This window comes from Luteimonas sp. 9C, from assembly GCF_902506295.1.
Classification (GTDB): Bacteria; Pseudomonadota; Gammaproteobacteria; order Xanthomonadales; family Xanthomonadaceae; genus Luteimonas.
In genome coordinates this window covers 935,014-961,475 of sequence record NZ_LR733312.1, presented here as the reverse complement: position 1 = coordinate 961,475, position 26,462 = coordinate 935,014, and the positions used below count along the sequence as shown (strand labels likewise).

Below are 26,462 nucleotides of genomic sequence, written 5' to 3'. Positions count from 1 at the left end.
TGCCGGCGCTAAGAGACCGAACCATGAGCGCCGAGTCGCCCATCACGCCTGCCGAGACCCCCAAGTTCACCGATCTCGCACTGCCCGAGACCCTGCTGCGCGCCCTGACCGCGGTGGGCTACGAATCGCCGTCGCCCATCCAGGCCGCGACCATCCCGCCGCTGCTCGAAGGCCGCGACCTGCTGGGCCAGGCCCAGACCGGTACCGGCAAGACCGCGGCGTTTGCGCTGCCGGTGCTGGCACGCATCGATCCCACCCAGCGCAAGCCGCAGGCGCTGGTGCTCGCGCCGACCCGTGAGCTGGCGATCCAGGTCGCCGAAGCCTTCCAGAAGTATGCGGCGTTCATGCCCGGCTTCCAGGTGCTGCCGATCTACGGCGGCCAGGGGTATGCCCAGCAGCTGAGCGCGCTCAAGCGCGGCGTGCAGGTGATCGTCGGCACGCCGGGCCGGGTGATCGACCATCTGGAGCGCGGGTCGCTGGACCTGTCCGAACTGCGCGCCCTGGTGCTCGACGAAGCCGACGAAATGCTGCGCATGGGCTTCATCGACGATGTCGAAGCCGTGCTGAAGAAGACGCCGGACTCGCGTCAGGTGGCCCTGTTCTCCGCGACGATGCCGAGCCAGATCAAGCGCATCGCCCAGACCTACCTCAAGAATCCGGTCGAGATCGCGATCAAGGCAACCACGACGACGGCCGCCAACATCCGCCAGCGCTACTGGATGGTCAGCGGCGTCAACAAGCTCGATGCGCTGACCCGCATTCTCGAGGCCGAGCCCTTCGACGCGATGATCATCTTCGCGCGCACCAAGCTGGCGACCGAGGAGTTGGCGCAGAAGCTGTCGGCGCGTGGCCTGTCGGCCGCCGCGATCAATGGCGATCTCGACCAGAAGCAGCGCGAGCGTGCGATCCAGAACCTCAAGGACGGCCGTCTCGACGTGCTGGTGGCGACCGACGTCGCCGCGCGCGGCCTGGACGTCGACCGCATCAGCCACGTGCTGAATTACGACATCCCCTACGACACCGAAAGCTACGTGCATCGCATCGGCCGCACCGGCCGCGCCGGCCGCAGCGGCGAGGCGATCCTGTTCGTCGCCCCGCGCGAGCGCGGCATGCTCGGCGCGATCGAACGTGCGACGCGGCAGAAGATCGAGCAGATGCAGCTGCCGAGCGTCGACATCGTCAACGAAGCGCGTGTGGCGAAGTTCCTCGAGAAGATCACCACCGCGCTCGGCAGCAGCGAGCTGGGCATGTTCCGCGAGCTGATCGAACGCTACGAGCGCGAGCACAACGTGCCGGCGGCCGAAATCGCCGCCGCGCTGGCCAAGGTGGTCCAGGGCAGCACGCCGCTGTTGCTGGAGCCGCCGCGCAAGCCGGAAAAGCCCGCGTTCGAACGCGAGTTCGTCGAGCGTCCGGGTGGCCGTGAGGCGTCGCGATCCGCGCGCGAGCCGCGTGAGCCCCGCGAACCGCGTGCGCCGCGTCCGGACACCGGCCCGCGCGATCCGGACGTCGGCATGGAAACCTTCCGCATCGAAGTCGGCTACGTGCACGGCGTGCAGCCGGGCAACATCGTCGGCGCGATCGCCAACGAGGCCGACCTCGAGAGCAAGTTCATCGGCCGCATCGACATCCGCGACGACTACAGCCTGGTCGACCTGCCCGAAGGCATGCCGCGCGAGCTGCTGGAGCACCTGAAGAAGGTCCGTGTCGGCGGCCAGGCGATCCGCATCCGCCGCGCCGAGGACGCCGACATGACCGCGGCCCCGCCACGCGCCAAGCGTCCGTTCGGCGCGAAGCCGCCGGGTCACAAGCCCGGTGGTTTCAAGCCGGGTGGCCCGCGCAAGGGTCCGCCGCGTCGCGATCCGCGCTGAGCGGCACCCGTCGCCGGGAGTGCGCGACCACAATCAATGCGGATCACGCCGGAGTCCGGCGTAATCCGGCGGTGCCGGGACGTCCAGGGCCCCGAGTCCCGGCACGCGCCGGGGTGACGACGCACGACATCTGCGCGTTGCCCCAGCGCACGTTGGGCTCCATTCCGGTGTTCGCCATCGGCCGGACGGTCCGCACGGACGATCGGCCTTCCGGCGTCGCGTCCAGTGCTCGCTGGGACCATGGAGTGGGTGCGCACCGCCGAGGCTGCGGTCGCCGCTCCGGCTGATGCAGGACACTAGAATCGGACCATGTCCCGCATTCTCGTCTTCCAGCATGTCGCCGCCGAACCCCTAGGCACGCTCGATCCGCTGATCCGCCGCCGCGGACACCGCATCCGCTTCGTCAACTTCGAACGCGAGCCCGACGCGCAGCCCAGCGTGGAGCGTTACCGGGGGCTCGTGGTGCTCGGCGGGCCGATGAATGTCGAGGAGCGCGCGTCCCGGCCGCATCTGCTGACCGAGCTCCGCGCGATCGAACGCATGCTGGCACTCGGTCGTCCGGTACTGGGCATCTGCCTGGGCGCGCAGCTGCTGGCGCATGTGCTCGGCGCGCCGGTGCGGCGCATCGAGCGGCCGGAAATCGGCTGGTATCCCCTGCTGACGACCGAAGCCGGCCAGGCGGACCCCGTGCTCGCGCCGCTCGGCGCCGCGTCGCCGGTGTTCCAGTGGCATGGCCGGCATTTCGAAGTACCGTCGACGGCCGTGCATCTCGCGCGCACCGACAGCTGCGAACAGCAGGCCTTCCGTTACGGCGACAACGCATACGGCTTCCAGTTCCATCTCGAAATGGACCCGCCGCTGATCGAGCGCTGGCTGGCGACGCCGGCCTATCGCGACGAACTGGCGTCCGCCGGACTGCCACACGACGACGCCGCGATCCGCGCCCTCACCCGGACCCACATCGCACCGATGCAGGCGCAGGCGGACGCGGTGTTCAACAATTTCCTCGATCTCGTCGGCCGGCCCGAACGGCGCTTCGTGCTGCCGTCGCGCGAATTCGTCTGAGGCGACGGCTGACCTCTAAGGACGCTTGAGTTCCGGCATCGGCACGTCCGGCAGACGCACGTCCGGCCCCAGCACGTGGAACAGCTCGCCCAGCGTCGGCCAGCCGAAGATGGGCGCGAGCCACCAGTAGGCGGCGATGACGATCAGCACCGTGACGATCAGCCGCAGCACCACGCCGGCCACCTTGAAGGCCAGCCAGATTCCCAGGATCACGAGGACGAAGCCGAGCCAGGTCATGCGGCGACACCGGCCTGCAAGGGGCGCAGCTGCGGATCGAGCGCCACGCGATCGTCGAAGACGAAACAGCGTCCGTCGTAGCCGAAGCCGCCCACCCGTTCGAAGTAGCCGAGGATGCCACCGTCGAGCTGCAGCACGTTGTCCATGCCATCGGCGCGCATCCACAGCGCGGCCTTTTCGCAGCGGATGCCGCCCGTGCAGAAACTCACCACGGTCGCATCGCGCAACGTGTCGCGGTGCGGCGCGAGTGCGTCCGGCAGCTCAGTGAAGTTGTCGATCGGCAGCGTCAACGCATCCTTGAACGTGCCGAATCCGAACTCCTCGCGGTTGCGCGTGTCGAGCAGCACGAGACGCTTGCCGGCGTCGTCATGGCCCTGCGCGATCCAACGCGCCAGTGTGTCGGGCGCCACATCCGGTGCGCGCGCCGGCGCAGCCAGCGGCATTGCCTCCTGCTTGCGGAAGCTGATGATCTCCGGCTTGACCTTGACCTTGAGCCGCGCGAACGGCACCCCGTCGCTGCGGCTGCGCTTGACCTGCAGCGTGGCGAAGCGCGCATCGCCGCGCACGGTCCCGATCAGCGTGTCGATCGCGTCGATCTCCCCGGCCAGGAACAGGTTGATGCCCTCGGGCGCGACCAGCACCGTGCCGCGCAGCCCGCCCGCTTCGGCCAACCCGCGCAGCCAGGCGGCGACGGCGTCGGGATCGTCGATGGCGACGAAGTGGTAGGCGGCGAGGTTGTCGATCATGGGCGAATTGTAGCGGGGGTTGCGGTAACCCCCGTCGCTGACCCGCATCCGCGGACGCGGCCTGTCCGGCGCCGACCGGCTGATCGGCGCGCGCAACCGGGCTTCGGGGACGTGCGCGGGCTACCCGCGCCTCGCTGTCCATGCGCGAAGCGCCGCGTCCCGCATCCCATCGCCGGCCACCAAGCGCGCACGCAAGGTGCGCAAGCAGGTGATCACTGCTCGTAGTTGTCCCGCACGAACCGGTCGAACAGCCGCACGCCGTAGGCGGACGCGCCTGAAGGCGTGGTCGACATCTCCTCGCCATCGCGCCAGGCCATGCCGGCGATGTCGAGGTGCGCCCATGCACGCCCCGCATCCACCCATTCGCCGATGAAATGCGCCGCCGTGCCGGAGCCCGGACGCCCGCCCCCGTTGCGCATGTCGGCGATCGGCGACTCCAGCATCTTGCCGTAGCCCGGGTGCAGCGGCATGCGCCATACCGGCTCGCCGGCTGCATCACCAGCCGCCGTCAACTGCGCGGCAAGTGCGTCGTCGCGGGTGAACAGGCCGGCATAGTCGTTGCCCAGCGCGGTGACGATGGCGCCGGTCAGCGTTGCGATGTCGACGATCACGCGCGGGTTGTCCTGACGCTGCACGTACCAGAGCGCATCGACGAGCACCATGCGGCCCTCGGCGTCGGTGCTGATCACCTCGTAGGTCTTGCCGGCGGCGGTGCGGATCACGTCGCCGGGGCGCGTGGCGGTGCCCGAAGGCATGTTCTCGGCGAGCGCGACTGCCGCGATCGCATTGACTGCCGCGCCGCGTCCCGCCAACGCGAGCACCGCGCCGGTCGCGCTGGCGGCGCCGGTCATGTCGTATTTCATGCGCCACATGTTCTCGCCGGGCTTGATCGAAATACCACCGGTGTCGAACGTGATGCCCTTGCCGACGAACGCGACCGGCGCCTCGCCGCGCGCGCCCCCGCTGTAGCGCACCACCATCATGCGGGGCGGCCGCGCACTGCCCTGCCCCACGGCGAGGATGCTGCCCATGCCCAGGCGTTCCATGGCCGGCACGTCGAGCACTTCGATACTCACGTTCGGCTTGCCCGCGAACGCGGCGCGGGTGCGCTCGACGAACGTCTCGGGATAGATCGCATTGGCCGGCTCGGTCACCAGGTCCCGCGCGAACGCCACGCCTTCGGCCACCGCTTTCAGATCACCGTCCCAGGCCTGCGCAGCGGCGGCCCCATCGGTACTGCGCACGACCAGCGTGCCATCGCCGGCGCGCGACGTGTCCACGTCCTGTGTGGTGCGGTACTTGTCGAACCGGTACTGGCCCAGCGCGGCACCGAATGCCAGACGGGCCGCGGCGCCGGTCTCGCTGCCTTCCCACACCACGTCGATCCGGGGCGCCGTGCTGCGGGCGGCGAAGCGGCCGATGCGTCCGCCCACATCCTCGATCCGCCGGGCGTCGGGCGTGCCGCTGCCGGTGCCCACCAGCAGCACGCGATCGAAGCCGGCGATGCCCGGCAGGTCCAGCTGGGTGTCGGCCTTGCCGCTGAACCCGGCCGCCGCGATCGCGCGCGTCAGGGCCCCCTGGCTGCCCGCATCGATGCGGGCGAACGCACCCGCCCGGGCGCTGCCCTGCGTCACTTCCGGCACCGGCAGCACCAGGGTCCCGGTCTCCGGCGCCCCGGCGGCTTCGAACCGGATGTCGCGCTGCGCCTCGGCAGGCAGGGCGAAGGCGGCGATCAGGGCGATCGGGGCGGTGAGCAACAGGTGCGAGGACGCGCGGCGTGAACGCATGGAATCTCCGGGGCGATGGCGGGATGGCCGCGCAGCCGCGCGGACAACCGTCGACCTTAGCAAGCCCGGGACGGCGCCGGTCCGTGCCGATGGTCACGCGCGGTGCGCGCAAGGCGGGCGCATCCCGCCTCACGCCGGGTCCGCTCCAACCGCACCGCGTCACTCTGTCGGGCCGCCAGTCCACTGATCACGACGCGTGCATGGAGTCGCGGCGCCGCACGGGCCGCCGCGCAGCGCGAGGTCACGCCTTCGGCGTGCCGTCCGCGGCGATGTGCTTGCTGGCCCACATGTTGTCGACGAGATTCGGATAGCGGCGACCGGCTTCGTCGGCGCGCTGGCGGGCGCGGTCCTTCTGGGCGTCGGTCAGCGTGCCGCGTGCCGCCCGCGGCTTCGGGTTCGGACGGGTCCAGGGCTTGGTCTTCGGCTTGGGGTGCGATCGGTCGGGGGGCGTCGTCATGGGTTCGATCCTGGTGATCCGTCCCGCCGGAAGACGCGACGCCGGCGCCGGTGCGGCGGACAGGTCACCAGTCTTGCGTCACGCGCGTGGGCCGCGGGTGACGCGGCCGCAGCCAGCCGCGGTCTCTCAACGGGACAGCAGGTATCCGGGCACCGCCATCAGCCCGATCAGGCACACGATTGCGATGACGATCAGCACCACCCGCTTGGGATCCGCGCGCACGATGTCGGCGAAGGTCTCCGCGGTGCCGTCGCGCTCCGCCTGCGCCTGCGCGGCCCGCGCCCGGACCTGACGCGTCGCCTGATACTCGGCCATCAGCGCCTTCGCGCGTGGCAGGTCGTCGTTCTCGCGCAGCCAGATGCCACCCAGCGAGATGCCGAACGGACTCGGCCGGGTCTGGTACCAGGGAATGCCGGCCTCGTCGAGAAACGCGCGCACGTCGGCGGCCTCGTCGTCGGGCACGTAACGCAGGTTGAGCAGCAGTTTCGCCATGCGGCCCATGATACCGACATGGGCCGCAGCGGGCGTGCGGCCCGGTGCGGGTCGCCAGTGGTGCACGTGCCTGGCGGCGACGGCTCTCAGCGTTTGGTCGTCACCGCGCGACGCAGGTTGTGCCGCGCGCGCGCGTCCAGACGCTGGTGGAACCCGTCATCGAGATAGATGCGCGGCCGGGCCAGCAGGGATTTCAGGAACCGCCGCCGGTTCACCGCGTACAGCCAGCGCGGCACGTGCCGGTATTCGGCGGCGATGCCGCGGTCGTAGGCCTCGAACGTCGCATCGTCCGCGGCCAGGATCGCCATGTCGCAGTCGAGAAAGCGGCGCGCGTCATCGGCATGCGGATCGTCGGCGAAGTCCGCCGGCGTCAGCTGTCCATGACGGGCGGTCAACCGGATCAGATGCGCGACCCGCACTGTGTCGACACCGGCGTCAGGAAGCCAGCGTGCGATCGAAACGGCCGCCAGATCCGCCGAACGCGCCTCGTTGTCGCCGGCGCGGGCGTCGTAGATCGCGTCGTGGTACAGGATCGCCAGGCGTACCTCGAGCGGTTGCGCCCAACCCTCGCGCGCCGTCACGGCCTCGAACTGTTCCAGCAGGGTCTCGACGTGTCCGAAGTTGTGGTACGCCCGCGGCGGCGTGGCGTAGGCGGCTTCGAGCGCGGCCTGCATTCCGGCCGGCAGCGGCACGCGCGTGGTCCCGACGTCCGACATCGCTCAGCCGGCCTGCCACGGACGCACGACCAGCAGCGCGCCGATGCCGACCAGCGCCGCCCCGGCCAGGCGCATCGCATCGACGGGGCGCGGCTGCGACAGCACGCCGTAGTGGTCGAGCAGCAGCGAGCCCACCAGCTGGCCGGCGACGATCAGGCAGATCATGCCGGCCGCGCCGAGTCGGGGTACCAGCAAGGTGCCGCAGAACACGAAGACCGCGCCGATCAGGCCCCCGCACCACAACCACGGCGGCAGCGTGGTCAGCGTGCGCATCGGCGGCAGCGGCGTACGCGTGACCAGCAGCATCGCGGCGAGCGCGAGCGTGCCCACCGCGAACGACAGGAACGATGCGAACAGCGCACCGCCGGCGACTGCGCCGACGCGGGCGTTGAGCAGCGCCTGCAACGGCAGCAGCATGCCCACCAGCACGGCGACAGTGATGCTCAACAGCAGCCAGTGGTGCATGCGCGACTCCGCGGGCGATGGCGCCCCAGTCTAGCGCCCGGGCGCTGCCGCGCCCGGTGCGACATCACGCGGCAACGTCCACAGTGCGATGAAACTCAGCACCGCGGCGCCCGCGAGATACCCGCCCACCGAGGCTAAGCCGTGGCGTTCGCCCAGCCAGGTGGCGATGTACGGCGCGAGCGAGGCGCCGAAGATGCCCGCCAGGTTGAATGCCAGCGACGCACCGGTGTAGCGCACCGCGGTCGGAAACTGCTCGGCCAGCAGCGTGCCGACGGGCCCGTAGGTCAGACCCATGAGACCCAGACCGATCATCAGGAACGCCAGCGTGGCGCCGGCGTTCCCGGCCACGAACAGCGGCGCGAAGCACAGCCCGAACAGGGCGATGCCGGTGCTCGCGATCAGCATGGCGCGCCGACGGCCGAACCGGTCGGCATACAGCGCCGAGACCGGAATCGTCGCGGCGAAACACACCACGCCTGCGAGCTGCAGCATCAGGAAATGTTCGCGCGTGTAACCCAGCTGCGAGGTGCCCCAGCTGAGCGCGAAGACCGTCATCAGATAGAACAGCACGAAGGTCGCCAGTGCGAGCAGCGTGCCCGCGACGACACCGCGCCACTGGTTGACCAGCACCTCGCGCATCGGCAGTCGCACACGCGCGCCGTGGTCGAGCACCTTCTGGAAATCCGGGGTTTCGGTGATGCGCAGCCGGACCCACAGACCCACCAGCACCAGCACCGCACTGGCGAGAAACGGAATGCGCCAGCCCCAGGCGAAGAACGCCGTATCGCTCATCACCTCGGTCAGCACGAGGAAAATGCCCGTCGCCAGGAAGAAGCCGAGCGGTGCACCGAGCTGCGGGAACATGCCGTACCAGGCGCGCTTGCCGGGCGGCGCGTTCTCGGTGGCCAGCAGCACCGCCCCGCCCCATTCGCCGCCCAGGCCGAGGCCCTGGCCGAAACGGCACAGCGCGAGCAGCAGTGGCGCGGCGATGCCGATCTGCGCGTGGGTCGGCAACAGGCCGATGAGCACGGTCGAGATCCCCATCGTCAGCAACGCCGCCACCAGCGTCGCCTTGCGGCCGACGCGGTCGCCGTAATGACCGAACACGGCCGAGCCGATCGGCCGGGCGAAGAACGCCAGCGCGAACGTCGCCAGCGACTGCAGCGTGGCCGAGGCGGGATCGGCTGACGGAAAGAACAGCTTCGGGAAGACCAGCACCGCGGCCGTGGCGTAGATGTAGAAGTCGAAGAATTCGATCGTCGTGCCGATCAGGCTGGCGAACAGCACGCGGCCCTTGGCGGGCGCAGCGGTGGCGGGTGCGGTCATCGGCGTGCACGGAAACGGCGAGCCGGCGATTCTGCCAGCCGTGCTCGCGATTCTCGACCGTTGCGTGCGCAACCGCTGGTAACACAAGCCGGTGGGCAGCGCCGCAGAAACGGCCCAAGCACGTAGCCGCGCGCCCTCGCTGCTGCGGACGCCGCGTGCACATCATGAAAAAGGGCCGGTCATGGACCGGCCCTGGGTGTCACACGCGATGGTGAGCGCGATTACTTCGCGTTCTTCATCGCCAGCTTGCGGGTGCGCATCACGTCGTGACAGGCGCGCACTTCCGGCAGCAGACGCACGACGACGTCGCGGGCGGCCGGCGGTGTGTCGGCATCGCGCGAGGCCTCGTCGAACGCTTCGAGCAGACGGTCTTCCGACTCTTCGAGCTCGGCGACGTAGCCGTATTCCTTGTCACCCAGCGTCGCACGGACCTTGCCGTACATCTGCTGCATGCTGCCGACGACGGTACCGGAATCTTCCGGCTTGCCGCCCGCGGCCTGGACCGCGGCGCTGAGCTCGCTGACGATCTGCGACTTGGTGGTGGCGATACGCGCGAACAGGGTCTTCAGCTCGGCATCGTCGACCTTCTGTGCGGCTTCCTCGTAGAAGTCCTTGCCGTCGCGGGCGATGGCGATCAGATCGTTGAGGGTGTGCGCAGTCTTGTTGGACATCGGGTTCTCCAGATCGGGGGAAAATCAGGGGCGACGGCGTGGTGCCGGTCGCATCGTCCGTGCGCCGTCCGGACAGGTCCGGTATCGCGGTTCGCGAGCGGTGATGCCGCGGCGCGGATCGATGGGAGACACGGTATCGACGGGCCGGGCAACGACGCGTGATGCGCAGGAGACGGTGGCGTGAATGCGGCGACGCATCGACGCAGTCGCGCCCGTGACGCTGAATGCATGTCGATCGTGGTGGCGGAATCTGCCGGGCCGCATCGCGCACGAAAAAGCCGCGCTGGAAATCCCAGCGCAGCTGTGTGACCCCGCCCCACCCCGACTTCAGCGCTGGGCGCCCTGCTCCGGCAATGCGTAGTCGATCTCGTAGGCCGGCGGTTGGCCGCCCGGACCCTGCAGGTAATGCGTCATCCACTGCATCAGACGCAGCGAATAGTCGTAGCGCGACGCGCCGCGGCTGTTGCCGTGGCCTTCGCCCGGGTACAGCACCAGTCGCACGGGCGCCTGTCCGGCCAGCTGCAGGTAGCGGTACATCATGTAGGACTGCATGACGGGCACGCGCGGATCGGCTTCGCCGTGCAGGATCAGGGTCGGCGTGCGCGACTTCTGCGCATGCGTGATCGGGCTCGTCTGGCGGTACATCTCCGGGCTTTCCCACGGCCAGGTCTGCATGTGCACGTTGTACTGCTCGTACGGGATGTCGCCGGTGGTGACCAGACTCGCCTGGTCGGAGATGCCGACGAACATCACCGAGGCCGCGAAGCGTTCGCTGTAGTAGGTCGCGCCCCAAGCGCTGGCGTAGCCACCATAGGAGCCGCCGGTGATGCCGACCTTGTCGCGGTCCACCAGACCGGTCTCGACCAGATGATCGACGCCGTCGACGACATCATCGAACTCCTCCATGCCCGGACGGCCATGACCGAGCTTGGAGAACGCGACGCCGCGACCGGTGCTCGACCGGTAGTTCGGGAAGAACGACGCGAAGCCCTGCGCGGCCGCGACCTGCGCCGGCTGCGAATAGCCGTTGAGCCAAGCGTTGGAGAAGTGGGATTCCGGACCGCCGTGCACCACGAGAATCAACGGCACGCGCGCATTGCCGCGACGCGCCAGTGGATGCACCAGCAGTCCTTCGAGCTCGAGCCCATCGCGCGCCGTGTAGCGCACGACTTCCTGGCGCGCGAGACGCACATCCTTGAGCCACGGATTGCTGTCGGTGAGCCGACGCGCTTCGCCCGCGCCCGACGCCAGATGGAACACTTCCGACGGGTGCGTCGGATCGCTGCCGACCAGGGCGATGTCGCCGCGCGGCGATACGCTCAGGCCAGTGTGCACCGGGCCGCCCGCCGCCAGCACGGTGCGCGGGTTGCCGCCGTCGACCTGGATCTCGCCGATGCGGCTCTGCACGCCTTCGTGGCTGAGGAACACCAGCGTCGTCGCGTCGCGCCAGGCGACGCTGCGCACGTGGCCTTCGAGACGCGGCAGCAGATCGCGCTGCGCACCGCCGTCGCGGCCGACCACGGTCAGACGACCTTCGCTGGGATCGTTCTTGTCTTCGGCGGAGATGATCGCCAGATGCGCGCCGTCCGGGCTCCAGGCCATGTCGCCGAGCTTGCCGGGATTGTCGACGCGGCCGAGCTCGCGGCCTTCGACCGAATAGATGAGCACGCGCGCCTCGACCATGGTGTCATCGGTCAGCTGGCGCGGCGCGACGACGACGGCGAGGCGGTCGCCGGCCGGACTCCACTTCACCGCCTGCACGCTGCCTTCGATGGCGAGGCGGCGCGGCGCGGCGTCGCTGCCGAGTTCCGCGATCCACAACTCGACCGGGCGCCAGTCCTCCTCGTACACCTTCTGCGAGAAGCCCTTGTCGCGCAGCGCCTTGCGCGCGTCGCTCTCGCGCTGCGCCGACAGCACCGCGGCGCGGCTGCCATCTGGGGACAGGTCGTAGCTGGAAATGTCACCGGCGAGCTTCACCACGCGGGACGATTCGCCGCCGCGCAACGGAATCGTGTACAGCCCGCGGGTCTCGTCGCCCTCGCGCTTGGACAGGTACGCCACACCCTGGCCGTTAGGCAACCAGCGCGGTGATGCCACGTCGACCTTGCCCGTGATGAAGCCGCGACTGTTGCCGCTGCGGTCGACGACGTGCAGCTCGGTCCGCGCCGGACCATCGGGATCGACGCCGAGCGTGCGTGGCACCGACAGGATGTACGCGACCTCCAGGCCGTCCGGGCTGATCTGCGCCTGGCTGACGGTGCGCGTGTGCGCGACCTGTTCGAGCGTCATTCCGCCCGCCTGGGTGGCCGCGCCCGCGAGCGGCGCGGCGATGCCCAGCGCGAACGCGCAGGCGAGTGTCCGGATCCATCGTTGCATTCGGTAATCCCCGTGAACGGTTGCAGTCGACGGGCGACTGTGCAGCGGAACGCGCGGAGGCGCAATGTCGCGCCCCGCGTCCCGCCGGGGCTCAGCGGCCCGTCACCGTGCGATGCCGGACGATCCGCACCGCGATCCGTGGAAACACCTCCGGCAGCAACGCGCGCACGGACAGTGGCACGCGCGCGGCCAGCGTCTCGGCATCGAGCGCCGGTAGCGCGCCGCGCCAGGCGAACGCGACCCGGTTGCTCATCTTCGGCTCGTCGAAGACCAGCACATGGTCGGCCCCGAATGCGGCGCGCAGTTTCGCCACATGCGTTTCGGGATCGCGCACGTAGAGGTTGCAGGCCAGCACGCCGGCTGCGGTGAGTGCGTCGCGGCAGGCGTCGTAGAACCCCTGCGTGGAGAGTTCGGCAGGAATGCCGTGCGCGTCGTAGCCGTCGACCAGCAGCACGTCGAACCGACCGGGACGCCCGGCGACGAAACGCACGCCGTCATCGACGACGACCGACAGCCGCGCGTCGTCGTCCGGCACGCCGAATGCGCCGCGCAGCGCCACCACGTGCGGATTGTTCTCGACCACTTCGATGCGCGTGTCCGGCAGCTGGCGGTAGGCGAACTTCGCCTGCGAGCCGCCCCCAAGGCCGATCATCCCGAGCACCGCGGGTGCCGGCTGCCACAGCAGCGTGGCGAACATGGTGCGGGTGTAGTCGATCAGCAGACGGTCCGGATCGTCGCCGACCATGCGGCTCTGGGTCTGCCGGCGCACGAACTGCAGCGACACGAAGCCCTCGTGCTGGCGCACATAGGGCTTGCGCGGACCCGCGTCGCCGCCGCGCAGACGGTCGATCCAGCGGCCCAGCACGCCACGTCGGCGGTCGCCTGCCATCGTGCTCAGCGGTTCGACCAGCCGTGCGGCACGTGGCCGGCGGCGACGTGCGGACGCGCGGAGTCGATGTTGTGCTGCGAATCGTCGAAGAAGATGTCCGCGCCGAACGCATCGAGGAACGGGCCCTTCGGCCGTCCGCCCAGAAACAGGGCTTCGTCCAGCCGTACGCCCCAGGCGCGGAGCGTGCGGATCACCCGTTCGTGCGCAGGCGCGGAGCGCGCGGTGACCAAGGCGGTGCGGATGGGCGCGTCCTTGCCGGCCGGATACGCGGCCTGCAGGTCGTGCAACGCGGCGAGGAAGCCGCGGAACGGACCGCCGGTCATCTCCTCGCGTGCGCGCTCGCGCTCGTGCTTGTGGAAGGCGTCGAGGCCGCCCTCCTGCGAAAGACGCTCGCCCTCGTCGCCGAAGATCACCGCGTCGCCGTCGAAAGCGATCCGCAACTGGTCGTTGCGATGCGCGGGCGCGCGCGCGGGAATGATCGTCGCGGCGGCGATGCCGTTCTCCAGTGCGCGACGCACGGAATCCGGGTTCGCCGACAGGAACAGCTGCGTGCCGAACGGCTTGATGTACGGCCAGGTCGGCTCGCCGGAAGTGAACGTCGCGCGGGTGATGCCCAGGTTGTGGTGCTGGATCGAGTTGAAGATCCGCAGCCCGCTGTCGGCCGAGTTGCGCGACAGCAGGATGACCTCGACGTGCGGCGCGTCGGGAGACGCGTCGATGTTCAGGGCCAGCAGCTTGCGCACCAGCGGAAACGCGATGCCCGGCTCGAGGACGTCGTCCTCGTGGGCGCGCTGGTGCTCGGCGTAGGCCTCGATGCCCTGCGACTCGAACACGGCATGGCTGTCCTCGAGATCGAACAGGGCGCGCGTGGTGATCGCGACGGTGAGCGTGGGAACGGACAGATCGGGCATGGCGGATCGACGAAGCGAAGGGAGCGCGCGGACGTGGGCAACCCGGACAGGGCCGGCTGCGTGCCGGACGCGGTAGCGGAATTATGCGCGATCCATGCGCCGGCGCTCAGACCACGAACTGTTCGCTGAGGATGCGTTCTTCGAGGTTGTGCTCGGCATCGAACAGCAGGGTCACCGTGCGCTCGCGGGACTCGCGGATCGTGACTTCCACGACGTCGCGCACTTCGTGCGAATCGGCGGTCACGCTGACCGGGCGCTTGTAGGGATCGAGCACGCGGAACCGCACTTCGGTATCCGCGCGCAGGATCGCGCCGCGCCAGCGCCGCGGCCGGAACGGCGCGATCGGCGTCAGCGCGACCACGCCTGCGCCCAGCGGCAGGATCGGACCGTGGGCGGAAAAGTTGTAGGCGGTGCTGCCCGCCGCGGTCGACAGGATCACGCCATCGGCGACGAGCTCCTCGAGCCGGGTGACGCCGTTGAGATCGATCTGCAGATGCGCGGCCTGGCGCGTCTGCCGGAGTAAGGCGACTTCGTTGTAGGCGAGCGACGTGACGTTCGCGCCGGACTCGGTCTCGGTGCGCATCTCCAGCGGTCGCAGGACAGCCGGCTCGGCGGCGGCGATGCGCGCCAGCAGATCGCTGCCCGAGGCAGGATCGTCGTGGCGGTAGTGGTTCATCAGGAACCCCACCGTGCCGAGCTTCATGCCGTAGACCGGTTTGCCCAGCTGACCATGGCGATGCAGCGTCTGCAGCATGAAACCGTCACCGCCGAGCGGCACCAGCACATCGGCGGCCTCCGGCTCGCACTGGCCGTGCAGACCGGTGAGCACCGTCAGGGCGCGTTGTGCTTCGTCGGCCTGGCTGGCCATGAAAGCGAGTCGTGGCGTTGCGGTCATCGGCGCGCCGGTGGGTGAACGTAGGCGCGCAGCGTAGCGCAGGCGCCGTCTCGGCACGTCGCCTGCACCTCGGGCCGCGTGCGACCCGCACTCCGGAACGCGGCGCGTGTCCGCGTGGCCGCGCGTGTCGTGCACCCGACGGCTCCGGCCCGCGCCGCGACAGGCGACGGACCGGAAGGCGCGACGGGTGGCACGACCCGGCGGCGGATCAGCTGCGCTGCACCAGCTGCGAGACGCGCTGCACGGCCACCGAAGCGGTGGGGTAGTCCAGCGATTTCTGCGCAGCGAGTTCAGCCAGCATCGCCAGCGTGAAGCGCAGCGCGGCGTCGTCGCGGTCCAGCCACGCCTGGACCTTCGCTTCCGGCGTGTTGCCCGGCATCGACAGCACCTGCGAGACGAGCGCGCGGTGCTGCTGGCCCAGTTCTTCGCGCAGCACGCCACGCGCGACCGCATGCCAGCGGCCGTCGACTTCCAGCGCGTCGATCTGCGTGGTGAGCCACGGCAGGTTCAGGGCCTCGCCGAGGCGGAAGTGCAGACGCGCCACGTCGACCGGCTTCTGCTTGCGCTCGCTGGCCACCTCGATGATGTCCCAGGCCGCTTCGAGATACGGCAATGCCGCCAGCTCGACCGCGAGCGACTTCGGCACGCCCTTCTCGATCCACGTCTGCAGGCTCGCATCGTGTTCGGCACGCTGGCCGTCGGCGATGATCTGCCGGCCATCGCGGATGGCGTGGAAGCCGTCGTGGTAGCGCTCGACCGCGCTGGTGATGTCCGGAATCGCGCCCGGACGCGCCAGCAGCCAGCGCGTGAACGCACGCTGCAGATTCCAGATCACCTGCAGTGCATCGACCTGCACCGACTCCGGCACCTGGCCGTCGAGCGCGTCGATCTGGCCCCACAGCGCACGCGCCTCGATCGTTTCGCGCGTGATCGTGAATGCCTTGGCGACTTCGCCCGGGCCGCGGCCGCTGTCTTCCTGCATGCGCAGCAGGAACGTCGCGCCCATGCGGTTGATCATGGTGTTGGTGACCGCGGTCGCGATGATCTCGCGCTTGAGGCGGTGGCCTTCCATCAGCTCGGCGTACTTCTTCTGCAGCGGCTGCGGGAAGTAGCGCTGCAGCTCGCGCGAGAGGTACGGATCTTCCGGAATGTCGGAATCGAGCATCTGGTCGAACGCGACGAGCTTGGAGTACGACAGCAGCACCGACAGCTCTGGGCGCGTCAGGCCCAGGCCCTTGGTCTTGCGCTCGGCGATCTCGACGTCGGACGGCAGGAACTCGATCTGGCGATCGAGCAGGCCCTGCGATTCCAGCGTCCGGATGAAGTGCTGCTTGGACCCCAGGCGCGAAACGCTCATGCGTTCCATCAGGCTCAGCGCCTGGTTCTGCCGGTAGTTGTCCCACAGCACCAGACCCGCGACCTCGTCGGTCATCGACGCCAGCAGCTTGTTGCGCGCCGGCAGTTTCATCCTGCCGTCCTGCACCAGTGCATTGAGCAGGATCTTGATGTTGACCTCGTGGTCGGACGTGTCCACGCCGGCCGAGTTGTCGATGAAGTCGGTGTTGAGCAGCACGCCGTGCAGCGCGGCCTCGATGCGGCCGAGCTGGGTCAGGCCCAGGTTGCCGCCCTCGCCCACCACCTTGCAGCGCAGGTCACGACCGTCGACACGCAACGCATTGTTGGCGCGGTCGCCGACGTCGGCATGCGTTTCGCTGGACGACTTCACATAGGTGCCGATACCGCCATTCCACAGCAGATCGACCGGTGCGCGCAGGATCGCCGACATCAGCTCGTTCGGGCTGATCGACGTCGCGTCGCCTTCGATGCCCAGCGCGTAACGTGCTTCGGCCGACAGCGGAATCGACTTCGCGCTGCGCGGCCACACGCCGCCGCCCTTGGCGATCAGCGACGTGTCGTAGTCCTCCCAGCTCGACCGCGGAATCGCGAACATGCGCTCGCGCTCGGCGAACGACCGCGCGGCATCGGGATTCGGATCGATGAAGATGTGGCGGTGATCGAACGCGGCGACCAGGCGGATGTGTTCGCTGAGCAGCATGCCGTTGCCGAACACGTCGCCGGACATGTCGCCGACGCCCACGCAGGTGAAGTCCTCGGTCTGCGAGTTGCGGTTCATCGCGCGGAAGTGGCGCTTGACCGATTCCCACGCGCCGCGCGCGGTGATGCCCATGCCCTTGTGGTCGTAACCGACCGAACCACCGGACGCGAACGCATCGTCGAGCCAGAAGCCGTGCTCGCGGGCGATGCCGTTGGCGATGTCGGAGAACGTCGCCGTGCCCTTGTCGGCAGCGACGACGAGATAGGGATCGTTGTCGTCATGGCGCACGACGTCCACCGGCGGCACGATCTCGCCCTCGACGATGTTGTCGGTGATCTGCAGCAGGCCGTTGATGAAGAGCGTGTAGCAGGCGACGCCTTCGGCGAACTGGGCATCGCGATCGCCGCCGGCCGGTGGCCGCTTGACGATGAATCCGCCCTTCGAGCCGACCGGCACGATGACGGTGTTCTTGACCATCTGCGCCTTGACCAGGCCCAGCACTTCGGTGCGGAAGTCTTCGCGGCGATCCGACCAGCGCAGACCGCCACGCGCGACCGGGCCGAAGCGCAGGTGAATGCCCTCCACGCGCGGTCCGTAGACGAAGATCTCGCGATACGGGCGCGGCTTCGGCAGTTCCGGCACGCGCGACGAGTCGAACTTGAAGCTGATCGTGTCCAGCAGTCCGCCGTCGCGTGACTTCTGGTAGTAGCTGGTGCGCAGCGTCGCGTCGACGACGGCGAGATAGCTGCGCAGGATGCGGTCCTCGTCGAGGCTGGACACGCGGTCGAGCAGCCCCTTGAGCGCGGCACGCGATGCGTCGTACTGCGTGTCGCGGTCGCGGCCGCGTGCCTCGAGCAGCGGCTGCAGCGCGGCCAGGGTCGCCTCGTCGTGCCCGGACAGCGCCTGCAACTGGGCGGTGAAGGCGGCGCGGCCGGCGTCGATCTGCGCACGGCTCTCCGAACCCGTTGCCGGGTCGAAGCGCGACTCGAACACCTCGACCAGCAGGCGCGCGAGCAGCGGATAGCGGACCAGCGTGTCCTCGACGTAGGCCTGCGAGAACGGCACGCCGACCTGCAGCAGGTACTTGCAGTAGCCGCGCAGCATCGCGATCTGGCGCCAGTCGAGATCAGCGCCGAGGACGAGCCGGTTGAAGCCGTCGTTCTCGGCATCGCCACGCCACACGCGATCGAAGGCTTCGGTAAAGGCTTGCGCGCGCGCCTCAACGTCGATCGTGCCGGCAGTGGCCTCGACGTAGAAGTCCTGCAGGAACAGCGCGGTGCCGTCGACCTCGATGCGGGTGGGATGCTCGGCGATCACGCGCAGACCGAGGTTCTCCATCACCGGCAGCACGTCCGACAGCGGAATGTGCGCGTCACGGCGGTAGAGCTTGAAGTGCAGCACCGACTCGCCGGTGGTCGGCAGCGGATGGCGGTAGAAGCTGAGTTGCAGCGCGTCGGTCTCGGCGGTCGCCGCCAGCTTTTCGACGTCGGTCGCGGCCGCAGCCGGCGATGCGAACTCGATGTAGGCGGGCGACAGGGCGCGACCGAAACGGCCGGCCAGACGCAGGCCGTCGGCCTCGCCGTGGCGGCGCACCAGTTCGTCGCGCAGGTCGTCCTGCCAGTTGCGCACGATCGCCTGCAGCGCCTGCTCGAGCGCCGGCTGGTCGATGTCGGCAGCCACGCCCGCACGCGGGCGCACGATCAGATGCAGCTGCGCCAGCGGCGATTCGCCCAGCACGACGCTCGCGTCCACGTGGTCGGCCTGCATCACCTCGCGCAGCAGCTGTTCGATCCGGCGGCGCACGTCGGTGTTGAAGCGGTCGCGCGGGATGTAGACCAGCACCGAGTAGAAGCGGCCGTAACGGTCCTTGCGCAGGAACAGACGGCTGCGTACGCGCTCCTGCAGACCGAGGATGCCGGTGCCGAGACGGAACAGTTCGTCGGGCGTGGACTGGAACAGCTCGTCGCGCGGCAGGGTTTCGAGCAGATGCTTGAGCGCCTTGCCGCTGTGGCCGGTCGGCTTGAGGCCGGACTCGGTCATCACGTGTTCGAAGCGCTCGCGCACCAGCGGGATGTCCCACGGACGGCGCGTATACGCGCTTGAGGTGTACAGGCCGAGGAAACGCTGTTCGCTGACGACATTGCCCGCGTCGTCGTAGCCGAGGATGCCGATGTAATCCATGTAGCCGGGACGGTGCACCGTCGAGCGCGCGCTCGTCTTGGTGAGAATCAGCGCGTCGATCAGCCCTTCGCGGCGCAGCGCATCGGCGCCGAGTTCGCTGACCGGACGCGACTTCACCGCGCCCGGCGTGCGCAGCAGACCCATGCCGCTGCCCTGTACCGCTTCGAGGCGGGCGTCGTCGCCCTTGCGACGGACGCTGTACTCGCGATAGCCGAAGAAGGTGAAGTGGTCGTTCGCGGCCCAGCGCAGGAACTCCTGGGCTTCCTCGCGACTGGACTGGGAGACCGGAATCTTGCGCGTGTCCAGATCGCTGGCCATCTGCAGCATCTTCTCGCGCATCTGCGGCCAGTCGGAGACGATGACCCGCACATCGTCGAGCACGCCGCGTACCAGCGCTTCGATGCGCGCGTTCTCCTCGGGCGTCTGCCGGTCGATCTCCAGGTGCATCACCGACTCTGCGTCGCCTTCGCCCACGGCGGTCAGGCGGCCGCCACGGTCACGCGCGATCGACAGCACCGGATGGCCCAGCACGTGCACGCCGATGCCCTGTTCGGCCAGCGCCATCGTCACCGAATCGACCAGGAACGGCATGTCGTCGTTGACGATCTGCAGCACGGTGTGCGGCGACTCCCAGCCGTGGGTCTTCATCACCGGGTTGAACAGGCGCACGTTGGCGCTGCCCGGCTTGCGCTTGCCGGCGAACTCGAACAGGTCCGCAGCGAGCGCGGCCCAGCCGTCGGCGTTGTGCAGGGGCAGTTCGTCCTCGGTCATGCGCCGGTAGAACGCCTGCGCGAACGCGCTGGCATCAGCGTGCGCGGCCTTGCCGGCGCGGCGGCGCACGGCGTCGAAGATCGGGTCGAGCAGTCCGCTGCCGGCGCGGCGCGGCGGCACCGGCAGCACGCCGGCGGCCTTGCGCTTGGCGGGCGACTTGGATTTCGCAGGCGCGGCGGCCGCGGCGGTTTTACCTGTCTTGCGGGATGAGGTCATGACGACAAACGTTCCGATGCAATGAGGCCCGCGTTCTCACGCGGGCCGACGGGAAGGAATCTCTCAAGCCGACGCGGCCGCACGGGCGACCGGGTCGGGAACCACCGCCGCCGCGCGGCCACGGGGGCGGCGCAGGCGACGGACACACGCGATGCTGGCGTGGCGAAGCGGCATGCGGCTCAGCGCAGGCCGGTCTCGTTGCGGGCGATCACCAGACGCTGGATCTCGCTGGTGCCCTCGTAGATCTCGGTGATCTTGGCGTCGCGGAAATAGCGCTCGATCGGCATTTCCTTCGAGTAGCCCATCCCACCGTGGATCTGCAGCGCCTGGTGGGTGATCCACATCGCGGCTTCCGACGCGGTGAGCTTGGCGATCGCGGCTTCGTTGCTGAATCGCTTGCCTTCGCCCTTGAGCCAGGCCGCGCGCAGCGTGAGCAGCAGCGCCGCATCGAGCTTGCACTTCATGTCCGCGATCTTGGCCTGGGTCATCTGGAATGCGCCGATCGGCTGGCCGAAGGCCTTGCGCTCCTTGACGTAGGCGACCGTCGCCTCGTAGGCGGCGCGGGCGATACCGATCGCCTGCGAAGCGATGCCGATGCGACCCGCGTCGAGCACGCTCATCGCGATCTTGAAGCCCTGGCCTTCCTCGCCGAGCACGTCTTCTGCGCGGGCGACGTAGTCCTGGAACTCGATCTCGCACGTCGCCGAGGCGCGGATACCGAGCTTGGGCTCGGTCTTGCCGCGGTGGAAGCCGTCGCGGCTGCCGTCGACGAGGAAGGCGGTGATGCCCCGCGCGCCCTTGTCCGGCTCGGTCACCGCGAACAGCACGAAATACTTGGCAACCGGCCCGGACGTGATCCAGCTCTTCTTGCCGTTGATCACGTAGCTGCCGTCGGCCTGCTTGACCGCGCGGCACTTCATCGCCGTGGCATCGGAGCCCGACTGCGGCTCGGTCAGCGCGAACGCGCCGATCTCGCGGCCTTCGGCGATCGCACGCACGTACTCCTGCTTTTGCGCCTCGGTGCCGTGGGTCAGGATGCCGTTGCAGAACAGCGAGTTGTTGACCGACATGATGGTCGAGTGCGCGGCATCGGCCGCGGCGACCTCGATCATCGCCAGCACGTAGGAGATCGGGTCCATGCCCGCACCGCCGTAGGTATCGGAGACCTCGATGCCCATCAGGCCGTTCTCGCCGAGCACGCGCATGTTCTCGACGGGGAAGTCACCGGTCCGGTCGTGATGCTCGGCACTGGGTGCGATCTTCTCCTGTGCGATCCGGCGCGCGATGTCCTGGATCATCAACTGCTCTTCGCTGAAACCGAACTCCACGGCGTGCAACTCCTGCATGAAAAACAATCCGGCGATTGTAACGTTCCAGCCCGTCAAAACACCCGCGCAACGCATTCCGCATTGCAGCATGAATCGGCCGGAAACACCGTGCGTGGCGTTCGCACCGGATGACGCGGAAAGCGTGTAGGGGATGCCTCCGGCCACGCCGCGACCCATCGCGGGCGGTGGGAAACCTTGACCCGGGCACCGCGCAGACCGACAATTATCTCTATATCGCGATATGGAGATATTGATGGATCTGGAGGCCTGGTCCGCGCGCCTGAAGGTGCTTGCCGACCCCACGCGTGTCCGCCTGCTCGCCCTGCTCGAAGTCGAAGAGCTCACGGTGGCAGAACTGTCCTCGATCACACGCCTCGCGCAGCCGCGCGTGTCCACCCACCTGGCGCGGCTCAAGGAAGCCAATCTGGTCCGCGACCGCCGCGCCGGCGTATCCGCCTACTACCGCTTCGACGACGCCGCGCTCGACCCGGCCCAACGCGCCCTGTGGCAGGCGCTGTCGACTGGCAGCGACGATCCGCTGCTGCGCCAGGACGCCGAGCGCACGCCTGCGGTACTGGCGACACGCGCCGCCGACCAGAGCTGGGCCGACACCGTGGCCGGCGACATGGAGCGGCACTACTCCCCCGGCCGGACCTGGGAAGCGCTCGCGCGCTCGGCCCTGCCACTGCTGGAAACCGGCGACGTGCTCGACATCGCTTCGGGTGACGGCGTGCTCGCCGAACTGCTGGCGCCGCACGCGCACCGGTATGTCTGCCTGGATGCCAGCCGGCGCGTCGTCGCCGCCTCGGCCGAGCGGCTCAAGCGCTTCACCAACGTCGAAGTGCGCGAGGGCGACATGCATGCCCTGCCCTTCGAGGCCGGCAGCTTCGATCTCGTCGTACTGATGCATGCGCTGACCTACGCGACCAAACCCGCGCAGGCCGTGACCGAAGCGGCGCGCGTGCTGCGCCCGGGCGGCCGGCTGCTGCTGTCGAGCCTCGACCGTCACGGCCACGAAACCGCGGTGCAGGCCTACGGCCATGCAAACCTTGGCTTCCCGGACAAGGAACTGCGCCGCTTCGTGACCAAGGCCGGGCTGGAAATCCACAGCGCCGAAACCGTCACCCGCGAAAAGCGTCCACCGCATTTCCAGGTGATCTCGATCATCGCGAGAAAGCCATGAGCCCCTGGCTGCATCCCGAGCGCGTCGCCGCGCTCGATGCCGCGTTGGCGAGTCGCATCCTCGTGCTCGACGGCGCGATGGGCACGATGATCCAGCGCCACGAACTCACCGAAGCCGACTATCGCGGCGAGCGCTTCGCGCAGGGCTACGACGCGCTGCATGCCGCGGAAGGCCACGCGCATGGCGCGGGCTGTGGCTGCGAGAGCCATGACCAGCGCGGCAACAACGACCTGCTCACGCTCACGCGGCCCGACATCATCGAGGGGATCCACGCCGAGTATCTGGCGGCCGGCGCGGACATCGTCGAGACCAACACCTTCAATTCGACCGCGGTCACGCTGGCCGACTACCGCCTGCAGCACCTGGTCCACGAACTCAACGAAGCCGGCGCAGCGCTCGCGCGCGCAGCCTGCGATGCCGCCCAGACGCAGACACCGGACCGCCCGCGCTTCGTCGCCGGCATCCTCGGTCCGACCAGCCGCACCGCGTCGATCAGCCCCGATGTCAACGATCCCGGTTACCGCGCGGTGACCTTCGACGAGCTCGTCGCGATCTACCGCGATGCCGCGCACGGGCTGATCGACGGTGGCGCCGACATCCTGATGGTCGAGACCGTGTTCGACACGCTCAACGCCAAGGCCGCGCTGTACGCGATCGAGACCGTGTTCGACGATCGCGGCGGGCGGCTGCCGGTGATGATCTCCGGCACGATCACCGACGCCTCCGGCCGCACACTGTCCGGCCAGACCGCCGAGGCGTTCTGGTATTCGCTGCAGCACGCGCGGCCGCATGCGGTGGGCCTCAACTGCGCGCTCGGTGCGAAGGACCTGCGTCCGCACGTCGAGACGCTGTCGCAGATCGCGCAGACCTGGGTGTCCTGCCATCCCAATGCGGGCCTGCCGAATGCCTTCGGCGGCTACGACGAGACGCCCGAGGACATGGGCGAGATGCTGCGCGAATTCGCGACAGCCGGTCTGCTCAACATCGTCGGTGGCTGCTGCGGCACGTCGCCCGACCACATCCGCGCGATCGCCGAGGCGGTGCGCGATGTCGCGCCGCGCGCGCCTGTATCGGGAAAGGCCGGATGACCCGCCACATGCGCCTGTCCGGCCTCGAGCCACTCGTCGTCACGCCGGAGCTGCTCTTCATCAACGTCGGCGAGCGCACCAACGTCACCGGCTCGGCGGCGTTCCGCAAGCTCATCAAGGAAAACCGCTACCCCGAGGCCGTCGAGGTCGCCCGTCAGCAGGTCGAAGGCGGCGCGCAGATCCTCGACGTCAACATGGACGAAGGCATGCTCGATTCCGAGCATGCGATGACGACCTTCCTCAACCTGATCGCCGCCGAGCCCGACATCGCGCGCATTCCGGTGATGGTCGACTCCTCGAAGTGGACGGTCATCGAGGCCGGCCTGAAATGCCTCCAGGGCAAGGGCGTGGTCAACTCGATCTCGCTCAAGGAAGGCGAAGCCGCGTTTCTCGAACAGGCGCGCCAGGTGCTGCGCTACGGCGCGGCGGTCGTGGTCATGGCCTTCGACGAGGTCGGCCAGGCCGATACGAAGGCCCGCAAGGTCGAGATCTGCACGCGCGCCTACACGCTGCTGACGCAGGTCGTCGGGTTCCCGCCCGAGGACATCATCTTCGACCCCAACATCTTCGCGATCGCGACCGGCATTCCCGAACACGACAACTACGCGGTCGACTTCATCGAGGCCACGCGCGAGATCAGGGCGACGCTGCCGCACTGCCACGTCTCGGGCGGCGTCTCCAACGTGTCGTTCTCCTTCCGCGGCAACGAGGTCGTGCGCCAGGCGATCCATGCGGTGTTCCTGTTCCATGCGATCGAGGCCGGCATGGATTTCGGCATCGTCAACGCCGGCGCGATGCCGATCGTCGACGACCTGGATCCCGAACTGCGCGCATGCGTCGAGGACGTGGTGCTCAACCGCCGCAGTGATTCGACCGAGCGCCTGCTCGATCTCGCCGAGCGCTACAAGGGCAAGAAGGGCGCGGCGCGGGTCGAGAACACCGCCTGGCGCGAAGCACCGGTGCAGCAGCGGCTCACGCATGCGCTGGTACACGGCATCGACCAGTACGTGGTCGAGGACACCGAGGAGGCGCGGCAGTCGTTCACGCGTCCGCTGGACGTCATCGAAGGCCCGTTGATGGCCGGCATGAACGTCGTCGGCGATCTGTTCGGCGCCGGCAAGATGTTCCTGCCGCAGGTGGTCAAGTCGGCGCGCGTGATGAAGAAGGCGGTGGCGTATCTGCTGCCCTACATCGAAGCCGAAAAGCTGCGCACCGGCGACGCCGGCAAGCACAACGGCCGGGTGCTTATGGCGACGGTCAAGGGCGACGTGCACGACATCGGCAAGAACATCGTCGGCGTGGTGCTGGCCTGCAACAACTTCGAAGTCGTCGATCTGGGCGTCATGGTCGCCACCCAGACCATCCTCGACAAGGCACGCGAGGTGCAGGCGGACGTGATCGGCCTGTCGGGCCTGATCACGCCCTCGCTCGAGGAGATGAGCCACGTCGCCCGCGAGATGAAGCGTCAGGGTTTCGAGACGCCGCTGCTGATCGGCGGTGCGACGACCTCACGCGCGCACACCGCGCTGAAGATCGCGCCGCATTACGCGTCGCCGACGGTCTGGGTCAAGGACGCCTCGCGCGCGGTCGGCGTGGTGCAGTCGCTGATCAGTCCCGAGCTGCGTGGCGCGTTCGTCGCCGCCAACGACGCCGACTACGCCGAGATCCGCCAGCGCCATGCCAATCGCGGCGACGCGAAGCGGCTGGTGTCACTGACCAAGGCCCGCGCCCAGCGCTTCGACGGCGATTGGGGCCAGTACACACCGCCCACGCCCAACAAGCCGGGCGTGCATGTGTTCGACGACTGGCCGCTCGACGATCTGGTCCAGATCATCGACTGGACGCCGTTCTTCAACGCCTGGGAACTGTTCGGCAAGTACCCGGCGATCCTCAGCGACGAGGTCGTTGGCCCGCAGGCGACCGAACTGTTCGACGACGCGAAAGCGATGCTGCGCCGGATCGTCGACGAGAAATGGCTGACCGCGAAAGCCGTGTTCGGCCTGTGGCCGGCGCACAGTGTCGGCGACGACGTGGTGCTGCAACACGCGGACGGCGAGGCCACGCTGCACTTCCTGCGTCAGCAGGTCGACAAGCCGGTCGAACGCCCGGATTTCTGCCTCGCCGATTTCATCGCACCCAGGGACAGCGGCGTCGACGACTGGATCGGCGCGTTCGCGGTCACCGCCGGCATCGGCATCGACCCGCACGTCGCCCGCTTCGAAGCCGCGCACGACGACTACAACGCGATCCTGCTGAAAGCGCTGGCCGACCGTCTGGCCGAGGCCCTGGCCGAGCGGCTGCACCAGCGCGTGCGCACCGAGTACTGGGGCTACGCGACCGACGAAGGGCTCGACAACGATGCGCTGATCGCCGAGAAATATCGCGGTATCCGCCCCGCGCCCGGCTATCCGGCGTGCCCGGAACACAGCGAGAAGGGCCGACTGTTCGAACTGCTCGACGCGCCTTCGAATGCCGGCATGTCCCTGACCGAGAGCTTCGCGATGCTGCCGACCGCAGCCGTGTCGGGCTATTACTTCAGCCATCCGAAGAGCCAGTACTTCGTCGTGGGACGCGTGTCCAAGGAGCAGGCGCAGGACTACGCGCGACGCAAGAATGTGCCGCTCACGCAAGTGGAGCGCTGGCTGGCGTCGAATCTCGACTACGACCCGGACTGAGGGGCCCTGCCCGCACTGGCGCAGCGCACGCGCTGCGTCAGTCGTGCCACGGCGCGTGATGCG

General features: G+C 68.8%; 20 protein-coding genes. 5 read left to right on the top strand and 15 right to left on the bottom strand.

Going from position 1 to position 26,462, the window contains the following annotated elements:
* Nucleotides 1-23 precede the first annotated feature (23 nt).
* Both CURTO8I2_RS04135 and CURTO8I2_RS04130 read left to right on the top strand, forming a co-directional pair.
* The gene (locus tag CURTO8I2_RS04135; protein ID WP_159678906.1) at nucleotides 24-1,868 is read left to right on the top strand and encodes a DEAD/DEAH box helicase; all 1,845 of its coding nucleotides are present in this window, start codon (nucleotides 24-26) and stop codon (nucleotides 1,866-1,868) included.
* 309 nt (nucleotides 1,869-2,177) lie between these two features.
* Nucleotides 2,178-2,933, top strand: a complete 756-nt coding sequence (locus CURTO8I2_RS04130; RefSeq protein WP_159678904.1) for a glutamine amidotransferase — start codon at nucleotides 2,178-2,180, stop codon at nucleotides 2,931-2,933.
* A gap of 15 nt (nucleotides 2,934-2,948) precedes the next feature.
* Here CURTO8I2_RS04130 and CURTO8I2_RS04125 read toward each other — a convergent pair whose 3' ends face one another.
* The 15 genes from CURTO8I2_RS04125 to CURTO8I2_RS04055 form a co-directional block, all read right to left on the bottom strand.
* Nucleotides 2,949-3,170 carry a hypothetical protein gene (locus CURTO8I2_RS04125; RefSeq protein WP_159678902.1) on the bottom strand — a complete coding sequence of 74 codons (222 nt, stop codon included), beginning with the start codon at nucleotides 3,168-3,170 and terminating at the stop codon, nucleotides 2,949-2,951.
* Complete coding sequence (locus CURTO8I2_RS04120) at nucleotides 3,167-3,916, bottom strand: sulfurtransferase (RefSeq protein WP_159678900.1); 750 nt, start codon at nucleotides 3,914-3,916, stop codon at nucleotides 3,167-3,169. The genes CURTO8I2_RS04125 and CURTO8I2_RS04120 overlap by 4 nt, the downstream gene beginning before the upstream one ends.
* Nucleotides 3,917-4,128: 212 nt before the next feature.
* Nucleotides 4,129-5,703 carry a leucyl aminopeptidase gene (locus CURTO8I2_RS04115; protein ID WP_159678898.1) on the bottom strand — a complete coding sequence of 525 codons (1,575 nt, stop codon included), beginning with the start codon at nucleotides 5,701-5,703 and terminating at the stop codon, nucleotides 4,129-4,131.
* A 241-nt stretch (nucleotides 5,704-5,944) separates the two neighbouring features.
* Nucleotides 5,945-6,160, bottom strand: coding sequence for a hypothetical protein (locus tag CURTO8I2_RS04110; RefSeq protein WP_159678896.1), 216 nt, complete (start codon nucleotides 6,158-6,160; stop codon nucleotides 5,945-5,947).
* Nucleotides 6,161-6,286: 126 nt separating this feature from the next.
* A complete protein-coding gene (locus CURTO8I2_RS04105; protein ID WP_159678894.1) occupies nucleotides 6,287-6,652 on the bottom strand; it encodes a DUF6164 family protein in 366 nt (121 codons plus the stop codon).
* Between the two features lie 86 nt (nucleotides 6,653-6,738).
* Nucleotides 6,739-7,368: a hypothetical protein gene (locus CURTO8I2_RS04100; protein WP_159678892.1), complete on the bottom strand. Its 630-nt coding sequence runs from the start codon at nucleotides 7,366-7,368 to the stop codon at nucleotides 6,739-6,741.
* A 3-nt stretch (nucleotides 7,369-7,371) separates the two neighbouring features.
* Nucleotides 7,372-7,833 carry a DMT family transporter gene (locus tag CURTO8I2_RS04095; RefSeq protein WP_159678890.1) on the bottom strand — a complete coding sequence of 154 codons (462 nt, stop codon included), beginning with the start codon at nucleotides 7,831-7,833 and terminating at the stop codon, nucleotides 7,372-7,374.
* A 30-nt stretch (nucleotides 7,834-7,863) separates the two neighbouring features.
* Nucleotides 7,864-9,159, bottom strand: a complete 1,296-nt coding sequence (locus CURTO8I2_RS04090; RefSeq protein ID WP_159678888.1) for an MFS transporter — start codon at nucleotides 9,157-9,159, stop codon at nucleotides 7,864-7,866.
* Between the two features lie 221 nt (nucleotides 9,160-9,380).
* A complete protein-coding gene (locus CURTO8I2_RS04085; RefSeq protein WP_159678886.1) occupies nucleotides 9,381-9,830 on the bottom strand; it encodes a PA2169 family four-helix-bundle protein in 450 nt (149 codons plus the stop codon).
* Between the two features lie 327 nt (nucleotides 9,831-10,157).
* Complete coding sequence (locus CURTO8I2_RS04080) at nucleotides 10,158-12,206, bottom strand: S9 family peptidase (RefSeq protein WP_159678884.1); 2,049 nt, start codon at nucleotides 12,204-12,206, stop codon at nucleotides 10,158-10,160.
* Between the two features lie 91 nt (nucleotides 12,207-12,297).
* Nucleotides 12,298-13,095, bottom strand: coding sequence for a transferase (locus tag CURTO8I2_RS04075; RefSeq protein WP_159678882.1), 798 nt, complete (start codon nucleotides 13,093-13,095; stop codon nucleotides 12,298-12,300).
* Nucleotides 13,096-13,100: 5 nt separating this feature from the next.
* Complete coding sequence (locus CURTO8I2_RS04070) at nucleotides 13,101-14,006, bottom strand: 5'-nucleotidase (RefSeq protein ID WP_159678880.1); 906 nt, start codon at nucleotides 14,004-14,006, stop codon at nucleotides 13,101-13,103.
* A gap of 106 nt (nucleotides 14,007-14,112) precedes the next feature.
* Complete coding sequence (locus CURTO8I2_RS04065) at nucleotides 14,113-14,901, bottom strand: NAD kinase (protein WP_159678878.1); 789 nt, start codon at nucleotides 14,899-14,901, stop codon at nucleotides 14,113-14,115.
* Between the two features lie 208 nt (nucleotides 14,902-15,109).
* On the bottom strand, nucleotides 15,110-20,125 hold the full coding sequence (locus tag CURTO8I2_RS04060; protein WP_159678876.1) for an NAD-glutamate dehydrogenase domain-containing protein: 5,016 nt from the start codon (nucleotides 20,123-20,125) through the stop codon (nucleotides 15,110-15,112).
* 179 nt (nucleotides 20,126-20,304) lie between these two features.
* Nucleotides 20,305-21,453, bottom strand: coding sequence for an acyl-CoA dehydrogenase family protein (locus CURTO8I2_RS04055; RefSeq protein WP_159681544.1), 1,149 nt, complete (start codon nucleotides 21,451-21,453; stop codon nucleotides 20,305-20,307).
* A 253-nt stretch (nucleotides 21,454-21,706) separates the two neighbouring features.
* On the opposite strand from CURTO8I2_RS04055, the gene CURTO8I2_RS04050 reads away from it, so the two are divergent.
* From CURTO8I2_RS04050 to metH, 3 genes are read left to right on the top strand one after another with little or no spacing between them, the layout of a single operon-like run.
* Entirely contained in the window at nucleotides 21,707-22,636 is a 930-nt protein-coding gene (locus tag CURTO8I2_RS04050; RefSeq protein WP_159678874.1) for a metalloregulator ArsR/SmtB family transcription factor, read from the top strand.
* A complete protein-coding gene (locus tag CURTO8I2_RS04045; RefSeq protein WP_159678872.1) occupies nucleotides 22,633-23,724 on the top strand; it encodes a homocysteine S-methyltransferase family protein in 1,092 nt (363 codons plus the stop codon). Before CURTO8I2_RS04050 ends, CURTO8I2_RS04045 begins: the two co-directional genes overlap by 4 nt.
* The gene (gene metH / locus CURTO8I2_RS04040; protein ID WP_159678870.1) at nucleotides 23,721-26,399 is read left to right on the top strand and encodes a methionine synthase; all 2,679 of its coding nucleotides are present in this window, start codon (nucleotides 23,721-23,723) and stop codon (nucleotides 26,397-26,399) included. The genes CURTO8I2_RS04045 and metH overlap by 4 nt, the downstream gene beginning before the upstream one ends.
* Nucleotides 26,400-26,462 lie beyond the last annotated feature (63 nt).